We start from the raw sequence: 16,947 nt of genomic DNA on the forward strand, positions 1-16,947 counted from the left end.
TGAGGCCCGACGAGGAGGAGAGTGAGTTATGAAAACCATTCGAAGAGGATCGTGGCGTCTGAGCTGGCAGGCTGGCCTGCTCGCCGGGACGTGTATGTGCATGGCAGGCGTTGCGCAAGCCGCCGACCCGATGGTCAAGGCCTGTGCGAAGGACGGCCAGTTCATCATCGGCTTTTCGCAAGCCAACAATGCCGAACCCTATCGCCAGCACGTCAATGACGAGCTGACGGCGGCGGCCAAGGAAGTGCCGGGCTTCACGCTGCAGATCGCCGATGGCGCCGGCAACGTCAACACGCAGACGTCGCAGGTCGACAACTTCATCACCCAGAAGGTCGATCTGCTCTTGATCTCGCCCTTCGAGGCGGCACCGCTGACGCCGGCGGTGAAGCGCGCCATGGATGCCGGCATTCCGGTCATCGAACTCGACCGCAAGACGGTCGGCGATCCCGGCAAGGACTACACCGCCTTCATCGGTGGCGACAATTACAAGATCGCGCTCGAGGCCGGCAAATACACCGCCAAGACCTTGCTGCCTGAAGGCGGCGAGGCCGCGGTGCTGGAAGGTCTGCCGAGCTCGACGCCGGCAGTGGAGCGGCTGAACGGCTTCAAGGACGGGGTCAAGGAGAATGCCAAGATCCAGGTCGTCGCCGAGCAGGCGGCGGACTGGGTGCCGGACAAAGCCCAGACCGCGTTCTCGGCGATGCTGCAGGCGCATCCCGACATCAAGGTGCTCTATGCCTCAAATGACATGATGGCGGCTGGCGCACTGCTCGCCGCCAAGGGCGCCGGCAAGGACGTCAAGATCATCGGCACCGATGGCTTGCCCGGACCGGCCGGCGGCATCGAGGCGGTAGCCAAGGGCGACTGGGCGGCGACCTTCACCTATCCGACCGGCGCCAAGGAAGCGATCGAGATGTCGAAGAAGATCCTGCTCGATTGTGCCTCTTCGGTCGAGCCCGTCGTCACCGTCGAGACCACGGCAATCACCGCCGAGAACGCAAAGCAGCTGATGGGCAAGTAGACCCTGGCTGCCGGCATCTTGGACCCATGGCGGAGTTCACACGAACCCGCTGTGGGTCCTTTCGCGAGCGGTTCCCAGTCGTCGGCTGCATCGACAGGCTTGGGGCTGGCTGACCATTTGTTGACCGCCGTGCTGCCGCTGCTTGACCGCCCCCCATCGGTTCGATGTTCGGCGGCGAGCACCAGCGCGCCCAACTGACGCGCCATCGCACGGGAGCCCAGGATCCAGCTCCTTGACGAGCCGGGCAAACCATCTCTACCCCGGCCTGATCGAAATTGCGCATAGCGCAAAAATGGCACCGCTTAGCGCCGCCCGGGCTGGAAGAGCCGGCGAAGCCAGCGACCGATCTCACGCGGCAGATGGCGAAACGAGGTTTTTTGCCAGCCGTCCGAATCCCGAACACGCGCGGGTTTGCCGGGCGCAGGCAGGATGGGAACGATCGGCAAGGAGAAGGCGGCGTTGAGCGGCTGTTGCCGCCCCAGCCGCTCCCAATGGATCAGGCCTCGCATGATACGGTCCCATGCCAGCACTGTTGCCACGGCGGTCGACAAGTCGCCGTCTTCACTCGGCTCGTGGCGCCGCGCGAACTCGGCATAGGCCTCGGCAATGTAGACACTGAAGTCGAAATGGACAGGATCAGGGTCGTAAGAATCGGTCAGTGCATAACGCAGTTGTCGCGTGATGAACGATACGATGTCGGTGTAATTTTCGTGGTGGATGTGAATGCAATTCGGTGGCTGGAGGACGCACAGGCGCCTGGCGCCAGTCAGCACTTGCGGCACACGGTGATTGCCAGGCTGCCATGCCACTGTTCCCTTTCGAAAGAACCTGATCTGCTGGTCCGGGTAAAGGCCCGAGCCACGCATGATCTGGCCGGCTACCGAATTCCACCTTGGCAAGGCAAAGGCATCGATCTTGTCGCCATGGTCGTCGACGAGCCGCTGCATGGCTTCGTAGGCATCGACGGCAAGGTATTCGTCGGAATCCAGAACGAGGACCCAGTCATGCCGCGCTTCCGCAAGATACTGGTTGCGGATATTGTCGACGGCATCGACGATGGCGCAAGACAGCACCCGGCAGCCGGCGGTGCGCGCGATCTCGGCCGTTGCATCGCTGCTTTGCATGTCGATGACGATGCGCTCGGCCGCCCAGCCTGTGGTTTCGAGTAGCCGTGGCAAAGTCGCGGCTGAATTGCGCGTATGAACGATCAGCGAGATGGCGATGTCTTGCCTCATGCGCCTTCGTCTCCATCGATGGAATAGCGCCCGCGCCAGCGTTCAAAGAACAGCCTGCGCGATGCCCTGTGGCGATCAGGCCGTCGATCGGTGGTCGATTCCAGGTGTAGGGAATCCCATTTCTGGCCGCAGCCGATGCGCACTCCCATCTGCCGCGCGCGCAGGCACAGATCCACATCCTCATAACCAAAGGGAAAGGTCTCGTCGAACCCGCGCAGGGCGGTAAAGGTTCCATGATCGATCATCAATGCCGCACCCGTTACAGCCTGCGGAAACGTCGTGGCGCGGCTGACCGATGAGCTTGGCCTGCCATGGGCATGGTGATAGGGGCCGCGCTCACCGGCGTCGAAACGCACGCCGCAGTGCTGAATCGTGTTATCCGGCAGGACCAGCCTGGTGCCCAGGATGCCGACCGTTTCATGCCTTGCTATCTCGAGCATCTCGGCCATTGCGTTTGGATGCAGGAAGACGTCGTTGTTGAGGAACAGGTAGCGCGCCGCCGGCACGGCACTGGCGCCGCGATTGCACGCCGCGGAGAAGGAATGCCGGCGGTCGAGCCGTAGGATGCGGACATCCGGCGTTGCCAGATCGTCAGCCTGGTAGGGCATGGCGGAACCGTTGTCGACGACGACGATCGCCGTGCGTCCGGGCAATGCTCGGGTCAGACCTGACTGGACGTGCAGGACGCAGGTCCGCAGCAGCGCGGTCAGCCCGTAGGACGGTATGACGACGCTCAGCTCAACGCCGCTCAGTTCCATGACAAGGCGTCTTTCAAACCAGCCTGCATGGCGCCTTCCAATTTCCTCCTATGCAAGGCAGTGCGATAGCGGGATGCCATCGCAGCGCCGCGATCACGCAGTGCGGCGCGCCGCAAACCGGCGCCTTCCCCGCTGATGTCGTCAAGCACCATCGGCAAGCGTGCAGGCTCCACAACGCATGCGGTGTCGCCATCCCTGAGGTGTTCCATGGCGACCACCGGGACCGACACCACGACGCAACCGGCAGCCATTGCCTCCAGTGCCGGCAGTCCGGACCATTCTCCCGCCGCCATCGCCAGGAAGAACCCACTGCGCTTCAGAGTTGCAGCGCAGACCTCTTCGGTCTCGTTGTCGATTGGCACGTAGCGCAGATGGTGTGCCTGTTTCATCGCCCTTTCGGCGATCATGGCGCCCTGGCGTGGCATGAAGGCCACCAGGTATGGGTCCTTGGCCGCGCCGTCGTAGAAAAAGATATCGGCGATCGAGATGCCGACGTCGATGGCTTCGCGGCCGGCCACGGTCCTCGCATAGCGTGCAGCCTGTTCCCAGCAAGATAGAATGGTCACATCCCGGTCGTGTAGTACCGGGTCTATCAGAGGGCCGGCGCCCTGGCAGTGGAAGATCAGCCGCGCACCGGTTGCCTTCACCACCGGATAGTCGTGCGGCAGCGAAAAAACGAGCGTGTCGCTCGGGCCTGCATTGGCAAGAACGTATTGCCTGTCTACCACCGGCTGGGCGCACCGGAACCACGACGGTGCAACACCCCCAGGGGTAGCAGCCGCGATCGGCACGCCGGCCTCCGACAACAGTTGCGCGAACTGGAAGCCGACCTTGATGTCGCCATGGATGCCGATGCCGGGCAGAACGTAATAGTTCATCTGCTTCCCATCCCGCGGCGCCGCTGGCGACGCCAGGCGCCCTTGATTGCGAGGCGACGGAGCAGGACCCAGTGCATGACCGCGAGTGCCGCGGCAACAGCTCGACCGTAGTGCAGTCGAGCAAATTTGAGCCGCGCGGCGTCGATCAAGCGGATCCTGCCGGAGGAGGGGATATCCGCGCCGTGCTGGCCAAAATGCGGCAAGACCTGATCAAGCCTTATGATCTCGAACCCGCGTCGCGCCATTTCATAGCCGATGGCAACGTCTTCCATGTAGCAGAAGTAGCGCTCATCGAAACCGCCAACGGCGTGGAACGTACCGCGTCTGACGAACAGAGCAGCGGCGAGTGGCCAGCTCCAGCTTTCGAGGTCATAGCCGGGTAAGCGCTTCAGCCGCCTGGCAAGTTTGGCCATGCCGTTGTTGTCAAGAATGTCGGCCATCAGCTTGAGCCTGGAGTAACCGGGCTGGCGGCCGGCTGTCGGATTGCCGTGCCAGTCGACATAGTCAGGCACGACCATCGCATCGGGTCTTTGGCGAAGTGTGGTGAGAGCAGCCTCGACCGCCGCCGGTGTCATAAGACAGTCCGGATTGAGAAAGCACAGATGCATGGCGCTGGTGGCTGCCGCGGCCCGATTGGCTGCGGCGGCGAAACCTTCATTGCGCGTGTTCCTGATGATTGTCACGCCCTCGCGCGTCACGTGATCGAGCGTCCCATCGGTCGAGGCATTGTCGATGACGATGATCTCATGCTTTCGGTCCGCCAGGGCGTCGAGGCAGTAACCGATGACCCTGGAGGAGTTGTAGGTGATGATGATGAAAGCCAGTTCGGCAGCCCGTCCCGTCGACGTTTGCTCCAGCTCGGGATCGGTTGGGCCGTCGCCGACAAGTGCGTGCATGGCCATGACGGTCTCGAATTCTGGACCGTTGCGGAAATTGCTGAAATGGGCGATCAGCGCGTCCTTGCGCGGGAAACCCTCATCCCAGTGGCTGCAATGGTTCCACTGCCAGGGCAAAGCGCGGCATCTGTCGGGCGCGACGGTGTTCGCCCAGATCTGGAAATAGGCCTGGTCGCCGAGCATGTAGCCCCCGGCCATATGGTCCGCGGGCAAGACGCGCTGTCTCTCGTCCGCCCAGTCGAGGAACCGTCGCAGTTCGTCCCCGTAGGCAAGCACGACGCCACTGTTGAAGTAGTGGAAGGCGTGTCGGGGTGGCGGCTCCGCCGAGGCATCGATAAAGGCCAGCGACTGGCCGCGATAGTGCTCGAAAAAATCGTCGCCGTTCATTTCAGATCCGGAAATGCCGGTTTGCTCGACCATGCCCATCCGACGATCACCCAGCGCCGCCATCATCTCTGCCGCTGCAAGCGGACGCAACAGGACCGCATCGACATCGACCTGGAGAATGATCGCTGCGCGGGCCTGATCCAGGCACCACGCCAGTGCATCGAACTTGGCGCGGAAATAGCTGGATCGATGTTCCGGGGACGACAGACTGATGAGGTTGAGATGGATGCGCGGCGACTGGGGCAAGAAGGGCGCCACCGCCGAATCGGCGGTCACATAGATCTCGAAGTCGGTGTGTCTGAGAAAGGACGTCAGCGCTTCGCGTGCCGCCAGCGCATAGCCAGGCTTGCCCACCGCAAGCATACAAATTGCCGCCGTCGGCTCGCTCATTCGGCCGGATCGCCACGCATGGCAGCCGGCACCTCTGGAGGTGCATGCACCAGATCCGTATTCGGCTGCGCACCAAGATTGCCCATCCGTTCCGGGCCGAAACGCTCGGCCAGAGAACGGTGCGGTCGGTCGTTGATGCTGCGCGACAGCACCTGCCAAAGCTGCGCCGGCGAGCAGTCGGCGGCCGCCAGGACCTCGGCGCCGCTGCCCTCGCTAGGCAACTTCTGGTCCCTCTGCTCACCGAGGCTAAGAATCCGGGCAGGGCTCGTCGACCTGATTGTCGCCACCAGCGATGGCGACGCTGCCGCGCCGAAGAGCAGGGCGAAATCGACACAGCGCCCGTTCACGCGTAACCACTTCGCAAGGTGGCTCCGATAGCGCCAGCCCTGGAAGATCTCAACGCCTTGTTGCTCAAGCGCCTCGACATGATGCTGCTCGAGCCCGGCGCCCTGAGGCCAGAATTTCACCACCAGCCCATGATCGACGAGAGCCTCGATGATCCGCAGGATCCGGTCTGAACCAGAGCCCCCATTCAGGCGGGCCCCTGGCCGGGCGACGACAAGAACGATTTTGCGTAGCGCCGCGTGCTGGCTCGCCAGCAGCCTGAATTCGCCTGTGATGAAATGTTCACGCGACAGAACATGCGCCCATCGCTCAACGAACTTTCGCTGGTTGACCCGCAGGAAGGACTTGATGCCGACCTTGGGATCCTTGCCATGCGAAAAGCCTTCCAGATGATAGACGACCGACCGTGGTTGGTAGAAAGTTCGCAGTCCTTTCTCCCGCAGGCGGAAGGCAAGGTCGGTGTCCTCGTAGTAGGCAGGTGCAAAGGCTTCGTCGAAACCATGAAGCTCGGCAAATGTGCCGCGTCGGATCAGCAACGATGCGGCCGAGCAGTAATCGACCTCGCGAACATAGTTGTAGTCGCTGAGCATGGCATGGTCCGAGCGGCCGTAATTCCAGGCGGATCCGTCGCGCCAGATGACGCCCCCGGCTTCCTGCAGGCTGCCGTCGGCATTGAGCAGCTTCGATCCGACAGCACCGCATTGCGGATAGCGGTTGAACAACTCCAGCATTGCGTCCAGCCAGCCTGACGAAACGGCTGTATCATTGTTGAGAAAATGCAGGAATTCTCCGCTCGCCAGCGTCGCACCGAGATTGCAGGCGCGGAGATAACCGACATTTTCTCCGGTGTCATGAAATCTCAAGCCGGGAATTCCGGCCATCACTGCCATCTCGGGATCGCCAGAAGCATCCTCGACGACAATGATCTCGATTGGAACCGAAGGAGGATTTGCCGCGATCGACCGCAGGCAGTGCAGCGTCTGGGCGAGGCCACCGAAGGCACTGATGATGATTGAAACGCAGGGCGCTGTCGGACGGTCGAACGCGAGACCCGCCGTGGACATGTCCGTTGCGGTAAACACGGCTCTGGCTGCCGGCGCGACCGACGAGGACGATCTGGCGTCAATCCAACGCCCGATGCGGAAAACCAGCCCCTCGCTCGCTTGCCGTTTCAACGACCCGACGAGCTCCGGAACCTGCAAATATCAGTCATTTCGCGCGAGCCTTTCGCCATGAAGCTCGACCCCAGTGCTTCTGATAGTCTCGAACAACCCGCTATGTGTTCCCATGAAAGTCGGCAGGTCAACCATGCCGACATACGGTATTTTCCCCCCAGTTGCGCGGTGGGCAAGAGTTCGCCGGCTCAGACCGTCCAGAAATAGCGCACGATGTGAAAGAAGATCGGGGCAGCGAAGACCAGGCTGTCGGTACGGTCCATCATGCCGCCATGGCCTTCGATGAGATGGCCCCAATCCTTGACCCCCTGGTCGCGCTTGATGGCGGAGGCGACCAGCCCGCCCAAAAATCCCATCGAGCAGGCGACGAAGGCCACACATGCCGCCTGCAGTGGCGAGAAGGGCGTCACGAATGACAATAGGGCGCCGAGCAGGCTCGCCGACACCAGTCCGCCGACCAAGCCCTCCCAGGTTTTAGACGGCGACACGGTTGGCGAAAAACGATGCTTTCCGAAAAGCTTTCCGAAGATGTACTGCAGCACGTCGCTGCCTTGTACCACGATGATCAGGAACGCGATCAGCAACAGGTTGCGGCCTTCGAAGCCTGGCACATCGAGCGTCAACAGGGCGGGCACATGGCTGACGCAATAGACCGAGATCATCACCGCCCATTGCTGCGCGGCGATCCGCTCGAGAAAGCGTTCAGTGTCGCCATGCAGCGCGGTGATGGCCGGCATCAACAGGAAGCAGTAGACCGGGATGAAGATGACGAAGAGTCCGTACCAGGCGGTCCATACCAGCCAGTATTGAAACGGTATGATGATGCCGAACATGCCAAGAAGCACCCAATGGTCGCTGCGGCTTGTATGCGTCAGCGTCACGAATTCGCGGAGGGCGGCGAAGGAAATCAGCGCGAACAGGATGGTCATGCCGTAGCGACCGAAGAAGAAGGCGACCGTCATCAGCGCCACCATCACCCACCACGCGTTGATGCGCTGGGTGAGATTGACCAGCGTCGAACTGAGCGGCTTCGGCGCCCGCGCGCAAAGTATGGCGGCGACGATGCTGGCGGTCGTCAGCACCGCGAGCAGGCCGATGATCAGAATGGAGATGTCGTGGCGCATCAATCGTCTCGCTCGGGGCGCGGGTTGAGCGCCAGAAGCGTGGCGTGGGCGCGGTCGAGAAAGGCGCGGCGTTCTTCGCCGGGGGCCACCGTCACCGGTGCGCCGAAGACGACACGGCAAAGCAGCGGCACCGGGAGGAACTGGCCCTTGGGCAGCACACGCGACATGTTCTCGATCCAGCACGGGATCAGTTCGACCTGCGGCCGCGCCATCGACAGATTGTACAGTCCGGAGCGGAAGGCCAGCAGCGGCTGGTCGGTCATGTTGCGGGTGCCTTCGGGAAACAGGATCAGCGAGTGGCCCTGGTCGAGAACCGACAGCATGATCTCGATCGGGTTTTCCTCCGGCTTGGTCCATTGACGGTTGATGAGCACGGACGACAGCATGTCTTCGGCGATGAAGCGGCGCAGCCGCGACTTCCCCCAATATTCGCCGGCAGCCACGGCATGGGTGATAGCGCGCTCCTTTTCGCTCAGGCAGGCCGACAGCAGGATGAAGTCACCATGGCTGGTATGATTGGCGAAATAGATTCGCTGCCGGTCCGACGGCAAGCTGCCATTCCAGATCGGACGCACGCCGGTCACCACCCAGGCCAGCGCCGAGAGGCCAACGGAGGTCGCCGTCTGCAGCATGGTGAAGGTCTTGAGCGAAATCTTGCTCATCGCGGCGCCCAAAATCCCGCCGCGAAAAGCATCGCCACAAACAGACCGAGGGCGAGGCGTTGCCGGGTGAGCAACCGGCGCGTGCCGGCAACGCGGTCATCGAACTGGCGTGTGGCCGACGGGATGGGCTTCAGGCGCATGCGCGCCAGCATGTCATCCACCGCGGCACCGCTGGAAGCCTCGTCGTCGTCGTGGCTGGCCATCAACCGGAACAGCAGCGCATCGAATGCCAGCAGCGTCGAAAGCGCCAGCACGGCGACAGCGCTCGCGGCGGCGACCGAAAGGGCGACGGCTGCGGGCCAGGTCTCGAAGGCGCCACGCGCCGAAGCAGCCAAGGGCGTGAGGATATTTGCGGCCACGACAACCGCAGCCGGCCACGCGGCCTGCTGCATCAGCATGCGGGCGAAGCGATTGGCGCGTTCCCGGCAGCCATTGTCCGTCATGACGCCGCCCGCTCCTTGGCAAGATGAATCGGCCGGCCGGCGGCGATGAGCATTTCGCGGGCAAGCACCGGCGTCCTGGCCCTGCCTGTCGCCACCAGCCATTCGGCGACAACGCCGGCGCTGCGTTGGAAGCCGAGCGCGCAGCACACCAGCACGGTGCCGTCGCGGCGCGCGCTCTCCAGCGCGCTGGCGGTCTGCTGCTGTATCGTCACTGGCGGCGGCAACAAATCGATCATCGGCAAGCTGATCCAACGGCAATTCGCTCCCGCCGGTTTTTCGAGTTCGGCGGCGAGATCGATGACTGTGCCGAAGCTGTTGGCTTCGCGCGCCGTCGGAAAGCGGCCAAGAAAGACGCCATCGGTGACGGCCACGAGCGGCGGGAGCTTGCGCGTCCATATCGCGATATTGACCCTGGCGCCCAGTCGATAGGGCGAAAGCAGGATGCGGCTTCCTAGGGACACGCGGCCTTCCGCCGTCTTCTGGAACACCTTGGCGCTGGCTCCGGCATAGACAAAGGCGACGATGGCCAGCGCCAGCGCTGGCCAAAGCAGGAAAAGCGCAACAGCGGAAAAGAAGGCGCCGACCGCGGCGCCGGCCAGCGCAAGCACAGCACCCAGCGCATAGAACCTCGCCAGCCGACGCGCTTTCGCATCGCCGGTCAGTCGGGCGCCCGAAAACGGCAAGTCGCCGCTGCGCGGAAACAGCCACAGCGCAAAAAACCCGAGCAGTGCGCCGGTTGGGATGTCGATGAAATGATGTTGCCAGGTCGTCAGCACCGAGACGCCGATCAGGAAGCACCAGGCATGCCAGAGCGGCAGGAAAAGGCCGCCGAGCCGGTGGCGCCAGTGGTCCCAGATGATCACCAGCAGAGCGATGTGCAGCGAGGGCGCCTGGTTGAAAGGCTTGTCGAAACCGCCAAGCACGGCAAACAGGAAACCCGGCACGCCGGTCGTTTCCGGTCGCACGAAAGTCGCGGTCAGCGGGAACAGAACGAAGCAGGCCACGGCCACGATCTGCGCCGTGAGATAACGCCCGGCCAGACGGTCGACCCCTTGCCTGCTGTCGTTGAGCAACAGCGACAGACCGTAGAAAAGGTTGATCGACCAGTAGGGTATGATGGTCCAGGCGATGAACGGGATGCTGTGCTCCCAGGAGAACACGATGCTGCCGACGTCGTCGCGCCGTGAAGCCAACCAGTTGGTGAAACCGTAGCTGAGGTAGAAGAACGGCGTCAGGAAGGCCAGCCAAAGGGCTGCCCTGAAGACCACCCGACCGTAAGGTTCGGCGCGCTCCGTGGATGCAAGCGATGACGCCATCCTGTTCAGCGCCGCCGTGCGACCGAGACGGTGAAGATGCCCCATTGGTCGATGCGCTGGTCGAGTTTCTCGAAACCGGCGGCTTCGACGAGTTGGTCCATTTCGCCTTGCGTGCGCCGGCGCATGACCCAGGCCTGGCCGCCGCGATGCGAGGTCAGGCTGCGCGCGATCATCTCCAGCTGCGGATGCCAGGGCTGGTTGGTGTAGAGCAGCAGGCTTCCCGGCCGCATGGCGCGGGCCAATCCACCGAGCGAGCGGGTGATCATCGCATTGTCGGAGAACAGTTCGTAAAGACCCGACACGATGGCGAGGTCGGGCGCCGGCTCGGTGGCAGCGAGCATGTCGGCATCGAAAGCGTCCGCGCGCTGGAACGAAACGCTCGCCGGCAATTGCCGCTCGGCGATCAGCTTGCGGCCAAGCTGGACGTTGAGGTCGGAGTAATCCTGCAGACGCACGCTCGCGGGCTGGTCGGGGCACTTCACAATGGCATCGAGAACATAGCGGCCGTGGCCGGCGGCGATGTCGAGAATGTGTACTGGCCGGCCGGCGGCCTTCAGTGCCGCCAGGCAGGAACCGATCAGCTCCTCGAGATGCAGCTTGCGCTGGCGGATGCCGCGCCAGCCGATGGCTTCCAGGAAGATGCGGTCGACGAAGCGGCCGAGAGCTGTAAGACCCCGCGCGTCGTTCTCGTAGACGTAATCCAGCGTCGAGCCCGAATCGAAGCCGGTGGTGACGCCCGCCTTCATACCAGACGAGAACCAGGCGCCCATGCGGATGGAGGCCCGGCTGAATGCCCAATAAAGGCCCTTGGGCGACAGCGGATCGAGCGGCGAGGCTAGCCTGTCGGCCTCGTCGCGCGTGTAGCCGGCGATATCTGCCTGCTTGAGGTCGACCGGCGCGTCTGGCGCGGCGAACTGCCTGGCAAGGAACGGCCGGATCAGGTCGAGGGCCTGCGCCCGGTCGCGCTCGCCCAGCGTGTCATGGAAGAAACCCGGCAACACATGGCGTTCCTTGGTCCGGCTGCCGAGATTGACGAAGAACTCGTGCTGCGGGCCGTGGCGCACCACCCAGTCGCTCCCCGAAAGCAGAAGCTGCGTCGGCACCGTGATGGCGCGGGCATCCGCAACGATGCGCGCCGCATGCTGGTAGAGTTCGACCAGGATGTTGGAGGCGATCGGCCGTGTGATCAGCGGATCGCTCTCGAAAGAGGCGATACGCACGGGATCATGGGTCAGGAACTTCGCCTTGACGTAGGAATTGACGAAGAAGCGCCCCTTGATCTTCTGCCAGAACGCGATGCCTTCCTTGGCGAAGGGCACGTAGAGCTTCACCGAAAAGGCCGGTGAGGCCAGCACCATGGCACGCAGCTTGGGCGCATAGTCGTGCACCCAGGCTGCAGCGAGTACGGCGCCGAAGGATTGCGCAATCAGAGCGATGTCCTGCGTGACGAAGCCATCCTTGACGGCGATTTCGCGCATGAAGCAGTCGATGTCGCGCACCAGGGCCGAGAAGGAAGGGGCATAGCCGCGCTCGCCGGACGAGCGGCCATTGCCGCGAGCGTCCCAGGCGTAGAAGGCGTGGTCGGGCATTTGCAATTCGTCGACGAGATGGGCCATGCGACCGCCATGCTCGTGGCCGCGGTGGAAGAGCACCACCGCGCCCTTGGCATCGGCGGAAGCCGCTGGCCAGAACCGGTAGAAGATCTCCGTCCCGTCATGGCTGCGGAAAACACGCTCTTGCGCCTGCCGGTCAAGGTTTTCCGCAACCGCGGCTGCGATTGGCTCGTGCATCATGGTCCTTCCCCCTGGCGGCATGGCGAGCCTCGATGCTCAGCTGGCGCTGCCAATAAGGCCGGCGCGTATCCGGTTTATGGCGGTCAACAGCGAAAGCGTTGCCATGGCCGGAAACACAAGCGGCGCGATGGAGGCCGGCCAGAGCCCGGCGGCGCACAGCACGCCGACCACGCCCAGCGCCAGCGCCCTGTCGCTTTTGCCGAACGGCCCGGCATAGTTTCGTCCGATCTTGGCGGCGATGCCGAGCACGCCAGCGAACTCGGTCAGCACGGCTGAGATGGCGAAGGCGACGACGCCCCATGGGCTGAACTGCGGAAAGGCGGCGAACGGCAAGATCAGCGCGAGGTCCGAGACGACGTCGCAAAATTCGTTCAGATACATGCCGAGCGTCGAGGCCTGCCCGTGTTCCCGAGCCAGCATGCCATCCACGGCATTGAGCGCCATGCGCACGAACATCACCACGGGAATGAGCAGCAGCAGCCAGCGCGATTCATGCAAGATCGCGATGGCCGTCCCGGTCGCGATCGACAATAGGGCCGCCAGGAGGGTTATGCTGTTCGCGGTAACTCCGATTGCCGCCAGCCGATTGACCAGCGGCCGCAGTCTTCCCTGGAAAGCCGGCTTGAGAGCGTAAAGCGTCGGCATTTCGTTGATCCCCCGATCCTGATCAGCGGCTGTACATCAATATGTCAGACGCGACCAGTAGGTCGCTGAGGCCGAAACGGCGCCTCTCCAGTGCGTGCATCCTGACCTGGCGGATGCGGGTCATGGCGACTGGAATGGCCACCGACCAGAACTTTCAACAATCGCTAACCATGACTGCATCGCAGGGCTGCCATCCAAATTTGCCGGCTTCTGGCGCAATGCAACATCTTGAATAGTGAGCACGCTTATTATATATCCCGCTCATGGTTTCCGATGGCATAGACAGGTTGGGCTTCTTGATCCACGACGTGCAGCGCCTGATGCGCAAGCGCTTCGAGGCGAGAGCCAGTGGTTTGGGACTTTCTTCGGCGCAATGGCGGCTTCTGGTCCGCGTTGCCAAGGAAGATGGTGTCGCGCAGGCGCGGCTGGCCGAACTTCTCGAAATCGAGCCGATCAGCGTTTCTCGTCTGGTCGACCGCATGGAGGAGGGGGGCTGGATCGAGCGTCGTTCCGACGCCACCGATCGCCGCGTCCGCATGATTTTCCTGACACCCAAGGCGAGCGAAGCCTACGCCCTGATCAAGAGCCTTGCTGGCGAAGTCTACGAAGAATCGCTGACCGGCGTGTCGTCGGAAGATCGCCGCGTCCTCATCATGGGGCTTGAGGCGATGGTCCAGAACCTGGCAGACGACGAGACGCCGTCCATTGAAAAATTGAAGAATACAGAAGGCGCAGCAGCATGAACGCGGTAGCCAAGATAGATGAGAACGCGGCCAAGCTGGAAATGGAAGCGCCGGCACAGCCGGCTGCTGCCCCCGTGGCGGTCGCACCTCCGGTACAGCCGGCCGCGGTGCCTGTGAAGAAGAAGCGCCGGCTAGGCCGCTCCTTGCTGATGATTGCGCTGCCTGCGGCACTGGTTGTTGGCGGCGGCTATGTCTGGGTCACCGGCGGTCGCTATCAGGAGACGGAAAACGCCAATCTGCAGCAGGCCAAGGTGTCGATCGCTTCTGACACGGCCGGCCGCATCGTTCAGGTCGACATTGCCGACAACCAATTGGTCAAGCAGGGCGACGTGCTTTTTGCCATCGACCCAGAGCCATACCGGATCGCGTTGGCCCAGGCCGACGCGGCGGTTGCTGTCGCACGGGTTGGCATCGAGCAGTTGCGCGCCGCCTACAGCCAGGCGACGGCACAGGAAAAGTCCGCCACCAGCGAAGTCGACTATGCGCAGTCGCAATATGACCGCGCCGCCGACCTCGCCCAGAAGGGCATCAACACCAAGTCGGCGCTGGACCAGGCGAAAAACGATCTCGACAAGGCCAAGCAGCAATTGGCCGTTGCCCAGCAAGGCATCATCAGCGCCAAGGCAGCACTTGCCGGCAATCCCGACATCGAGACCGACAGGCATCCGACTGTTATGGCCGCGCTCGCCGCACGCGACAAGGCGGCCTACGACCTGGCGCAGACCACGGTCAAGGCGCCGGCCGATGGCGTCATCAGCCAGGCCTCGTCGTTCAAGGTCGGTCAGTATGTCGGCTCCGGCACGCCACTGTTTTCGCTTGTCGAGACCGGCGACACCTGGATCGAAGCCAATTTCAAGGAAACCCAGCTGACCCATATGAAGCCCGGCCAGAAGGCCGAGATCGTGGTCGATACTTATCCGGGCCGTACCTTCGAGGCGACGGTCAAGGCGATCGGTGCCGGCACGGGAGCCGAATTCTCGCTCCTGCCTGCCCAGAATGCCACGGGCAACTGGGTCAAGGTCACGCAACGTATTCCGGTGCGCCTGGAGCTGACCGATGCCGACGCCAAAATGGCGTTGCGGACCGGCATGAGCACCGCCGTTACCGTAGACACCGGCGTTTCGCGCGGGTTTCCCACCATATTCGGCCACGCCACTGCGGGCGAGGTCAAATAGGGCGCTCGCTGCGCTGGGGTGACACAGATGGCAAGATTGGTCCGATGGGAGGCGTGAGGGGAGAAGGGGCCGATGGCCGGGCTGCATCGAAGATGCGGTTCGCTCGATCCCTGAACCATTCGACGCCGAACCCTTTGGTCCTTCGGTTTCCGGGCGGCAGGTGTCCGTCATGTCGAGACGCTCGGTCGATGTAACCCCCACATCGATACTCGCGTCCCACCGCGATGAGAGTCTCTCCTTACGGAAGGCTCTGCCGCCCGGAAACCTACTGTACACGATTTTGTTACCTGTCGGAAGTTCCGCATCATGAGCACGCCAGAACCCTTTCGCGAAGTGCCGCATCGCGGCCTGATCACGGTCGCGCTGATGCTGGCGACTATCATGCAGGCGCTCGACACGACGATCGCCAACGTTGCGTTGCCGACCATGACCGGCGATCTCGGTGCCTCCCCGGACAACATCAACTGGGTGCTGACCTCCTACATCGTTGCCGCCGCCATCATGACGCCGGTGACCGGCTGGCTGGCGGACCGCTTCGGCCGCAAGGAACTGTTCTTGACGGCGGTGGTCGGCTTCACCGTGTTCTCGATGCTGTGCGGTATCGCCTGGAGCCTGGAGACCATGGTGTTCTTCCGGCTGATGCAAGGCGTGTTCGGCGCCGCGATCGTGCCGCTGTCGCAGACTTTCCTGCTCGACATCAACCCCAGGGAACGCCACGGCCAAGCCATGGCCATCTGGGGTGCCGGCATCATGCTGGGGCCAATTCTGGGCCCGACCCTGGGTGGCTGGCTGACCGAGAATTTCAACTGGCGCTGGGTCTTCTTCATCAACCTGCCGGTCGGCATTGTCGCCTTCCTGGGCATGGCCGCCTATTTGCCCGCCGTTGCACGGCGGGTGCGCAGCTTCGATTTCTTCGGCTTCGCCATGATATCGCTCGGCGTCGGCGCGCTTCAGTTGCTGCTTGATCGCGGCGGTGAGGTCGACTGGTTTTCCTCGGTCGAGATCTGGATCGAGCTTGGCCTTTCGATCACGGGGTTCTGGGTATTCATCATCCACACGGTGACATCACAACATCCCTTCATCGATCCGAAGATTTTCCTCGACCGCAATTTCGTGACCGGGCTGGCGTTCATCTTCGTCATGGGTGTGCTCATCCTGGCGAGCATGTCGCTGCTGCCGCCGATGCTGTCGACCATCTTCGGCTATCCGACCGTCACCATAGGCATCGTCATGGGGCCACGCGGCGTCGGCACGATGATTTCGATGCTCATCGTCGGGCGGCTCATGAGCAAGATCGACGCCAGGATCCTCGTCGTCATCGGCTTTCTCCTGACCGCGCAATCGCTCTACACCATGTCCAGCTTCACGCCTCAGATGGACAACTGGCTGATCATCAGCTCCGGCGTCATTCAGGGCCTGGGAATGGGAATGGTGTTCGTGCCGCTGTCGACCGTGGCCTTCGCCACGCTTGACGTACGCTTCCGCACCGATGCCACGGCCTTGTTCAGCCTGGTGCGCAATCTCGGGTCGTCCATCGGCGTGTCGGTCGTGACGGTTTTGATGGTGCGCAACACGCAGATCAACCATGCCGAGCTTTCGGCCTTCATCAACCCGTTCAACCCCAATCTATGGGCGGTCTCGCCGGCGGCGGCGAGCGGAAATCAGATGGCGCTTTCCCAGGTGGATCGCATGGTCAATCTCCAGGCGATGATGATCTCCTACGTCAACGACTTCAAAATACTGATGATGATGACGTTGATCGCGGTCCCGTTTGTCTTCCTGCTGCGCAAGCCGGCGCGGGCGCCGGCCGCCGGTGGGGCACCCGCCGCGCATATGGACTAGACGGCTGGCCAGCGTTTTCCGCCGCCCAAGCACTAGCCAACCGAGGTTGGCTCGAGAAATATCGCCTCCGTCCCGACGATGCCGTCATGCATCGCTGGTGGCTCGACGGGCATTGGCTT

At 62.8% G+C, this 16,947-nt stretch carries 15 protein-coding genes; 4 read left to right on the plus strand and 11 right to left on the minus strand.

The features are described from left to right. Nucleotides 1-28: 28 nt before the first annotated feature. A complete protein-coding gene (locus NR193_RS05105) occupies nt 29-1,021 on the plus strand; it encodes a substrate-binding domain-containing protein (protein ID WP_306279936.1) in 993 nt (330 codons plus the stop codon). Between the two features lie 302 nt (nt 1,022-1,323). Here NR193_RS05105 and NR193_RS05110 read toward each other — a convergent pair whose 3' ends face one another. The 11 genes from NR193_RS05110 to NR193_RS05160 all read right to left on the minus strand — a co-directional run bounded on the left by NR193_RS05110 (nt 1,324) and on the right by NR193_RS05160 (nt 13,068). After that, nucleotides 1,324-2,256, minus strand: a complete 933-nt coding sequence (locus tag NR193_RS05110; RefSeq protein ID WP_256749768.1) for a glycosyltransferase family 2 protein — start codon at nt 2,254-2,256, stop codon at nt 1,324-1,326. Further along, entirely contained in the window at nt 2,253-3,014 is a 762-nt protein-coding gene (locus NR193_RS05115) for a glycosyltransferase (RefSeq protein ID WP_256749769.1), read from the minus strand. The genes NR193_RS05110 and NR193_RS05115 overlap by 4 nt, the downstream gene beginning before the upstream one ends. After that, complete coding sequence (locus tag NR193_RS05120) at nt 3,005-3,892, minus strand: glycosyltransferase (RefSeq protein WP_256749770.1); 888 nt, start codon at nt 3,890-3,892, stop codon at nt 3,005-3,007. The genes NR193_RS05115 and NR193_RS05120 overlap by 10 nt, the downstream gene beginning before the upstream one ends. Next, on the minus strand, nt 3,889-5,565 hold the full coding sequence (locus tag NR193_RS05125) for a glycosyltransferase (protein ID WP_256749771.1): 1,677 nt from the start codon (nt 5,563-5,565) through the stop codon (nt 3,889-3,891). Before NR193_RS05125 ends, NR193_RS05120 begins: the two co-directional genes overlap by 4 nt. Next, entirely contained in the window at nt 5,562-6,974 is a 1,413-nt protein-coding gene (locus NR193_RS05130) for a glycosyltransferase family 2 protein (protein WP_256749838.1), read from the minus strand. Before NR193_RS05130 ends, NR193_RS05125 begins: the two co-directional genes overlap by 4 nt. Nucleotides 6,975-7,273: 299 nt before the next feature. Beyond that, the gene (locus NR193_RS05135; protein WP_256749772.1) at nt 7,274-8,209 is read right to left on the minus strand and encodes a phosphatidate cytidylyltransferase; all 936 of its coding nucleotides are present in this window, start codon (nt 8,207-8,209) and stop codon (nt 7,274-7,276) included. Further along, nucleotides 8,209-8,871: a 1-acyl-sn-glycerol-3-phosphate acyltransferase gene (locus NR193_RS05140; protein WP_256749773.1), complete on the minus strand. Its 663-nt coding sequence runs from the start codon at nt 8,869-8,871 to the stop codon at nt 8,209-8,211. The genes NR193_RS05135 and NR193_RS05140 overlap by 1 nt, the downstream gene beginning before the upstream one ends. Continuing rightward, a complete protein-coding gene (locus tag NR193_RS05145; RefSeq protein ID WP_256749774.1) occupies nt 8,868-9,314 on the minus strand; it encodes a hypothetical protein in 447 nt (148 codons plus the stop codon). The genes NR193_RS05140 and NR193_RS05145 overlap by 4 nt, the downstream gene beginning before the upstream one ends. Beyond that, a complete protein-coding gene (locus NR193_RS05150; protein WP_256749775.1) occupies nt 9,311-10,630 on the minus strand; it encodes a phosphatase PAP2/dual specificity phosphatase family protein in 1,320 nt (439 codons plus the stop codon). Before NR193_RS05150 ends, NR193_RS05145 begins: the two co-directional genes overlap by 4 nt. Before the next feature lie 5 nt (nt 10,631-10,635). After that, nucleotides 10,636-12,420 (minus strand): bifunctional alpha/beta hydrolase/class I SAM-dependent methyltransferase, encoded by a 1,785-nt coding sequence (locus tag NR193_RS05155; protein ID WP_375162686.1) that lies wholly within the window; start codon nt 12,418-12,420, stop codon nt 10,636-10,638. Between the two features lie 39 nt (nt 12,421-12,459). Next, nucleotides 12,460-13,068: a CDP-alcohol phosphatidyltransferase family protein gene (locus tag NR193_RS05160; protein ID WP_256749777.1), complete on the minus strand. Its 609-nt coding sequence runs from the start codon at nt 13,066-13,068 to the stop codon at nt 12,460-12,462. A gap of 263 nt (nt 13,069-13,331) precedes the next feature. Here NR193_RS05160 and NR193_RS05165 point away from each other — a divergent pair, with 263 nt between their 5' ends. The 3 genes from NR193_RS05165 to NR193_RS05175 all read left to right on the plus strand — a co-directional run bounded on the left by NR193_RS05165 (nt 13,332) and on the right by NR193_RS05175 (nt 16,828). After that, nucleotides 13,332-13,811 carry a MarR family winged helix-turn-helix transcriptional regulator gene (locus NR193_RS05165; protein WP_256749778.1) on the plus strand — a complete coding sequence of 160 codons (480 nt, stop codon included), beginning with the start codon at nt 13,332-13,334 and terminating at the stop codon, nt 13,809-13,811. Further along, a complete protein-coding gene (locus NR193_RS05170; protein WP_256749779.1) occupies nt 13,808-14,986 on the plus strand; it encodes an HlyD family secretion protein in 1,179 nt (392 codons plus the stop codon). The genes NR193_RS05165 and NR193_RS05170 overlap by 4 nt, the downstream gene beginning before the upstream one ends. Before the next feature lie 306 nt (nt 14,987-15,292). Further along, nucleotides 15,293-16,828 (plus strand): DHA2 family efflux MFS transporter permease subunit, encoded by a 1,536-nt coding sequence (locus NR193_RS05175; RefSeq protein WP_256749780.1) that lies wholly within the window; start codon nt 15,293-15,295, stop codon nt 16,826-16,828. Nucleotides 16,829-16,947 lie beyond the last annotated feature (119 nt).

Source organism: Mesorhizobium sp. Mes31, assembly GCF_024519675.1.
Lineage (GTDB): Bacteria > Pseudomonadota > Alphaproteobacteria > Rhizobiales > Rhizobiaceae > Mesorhizobium.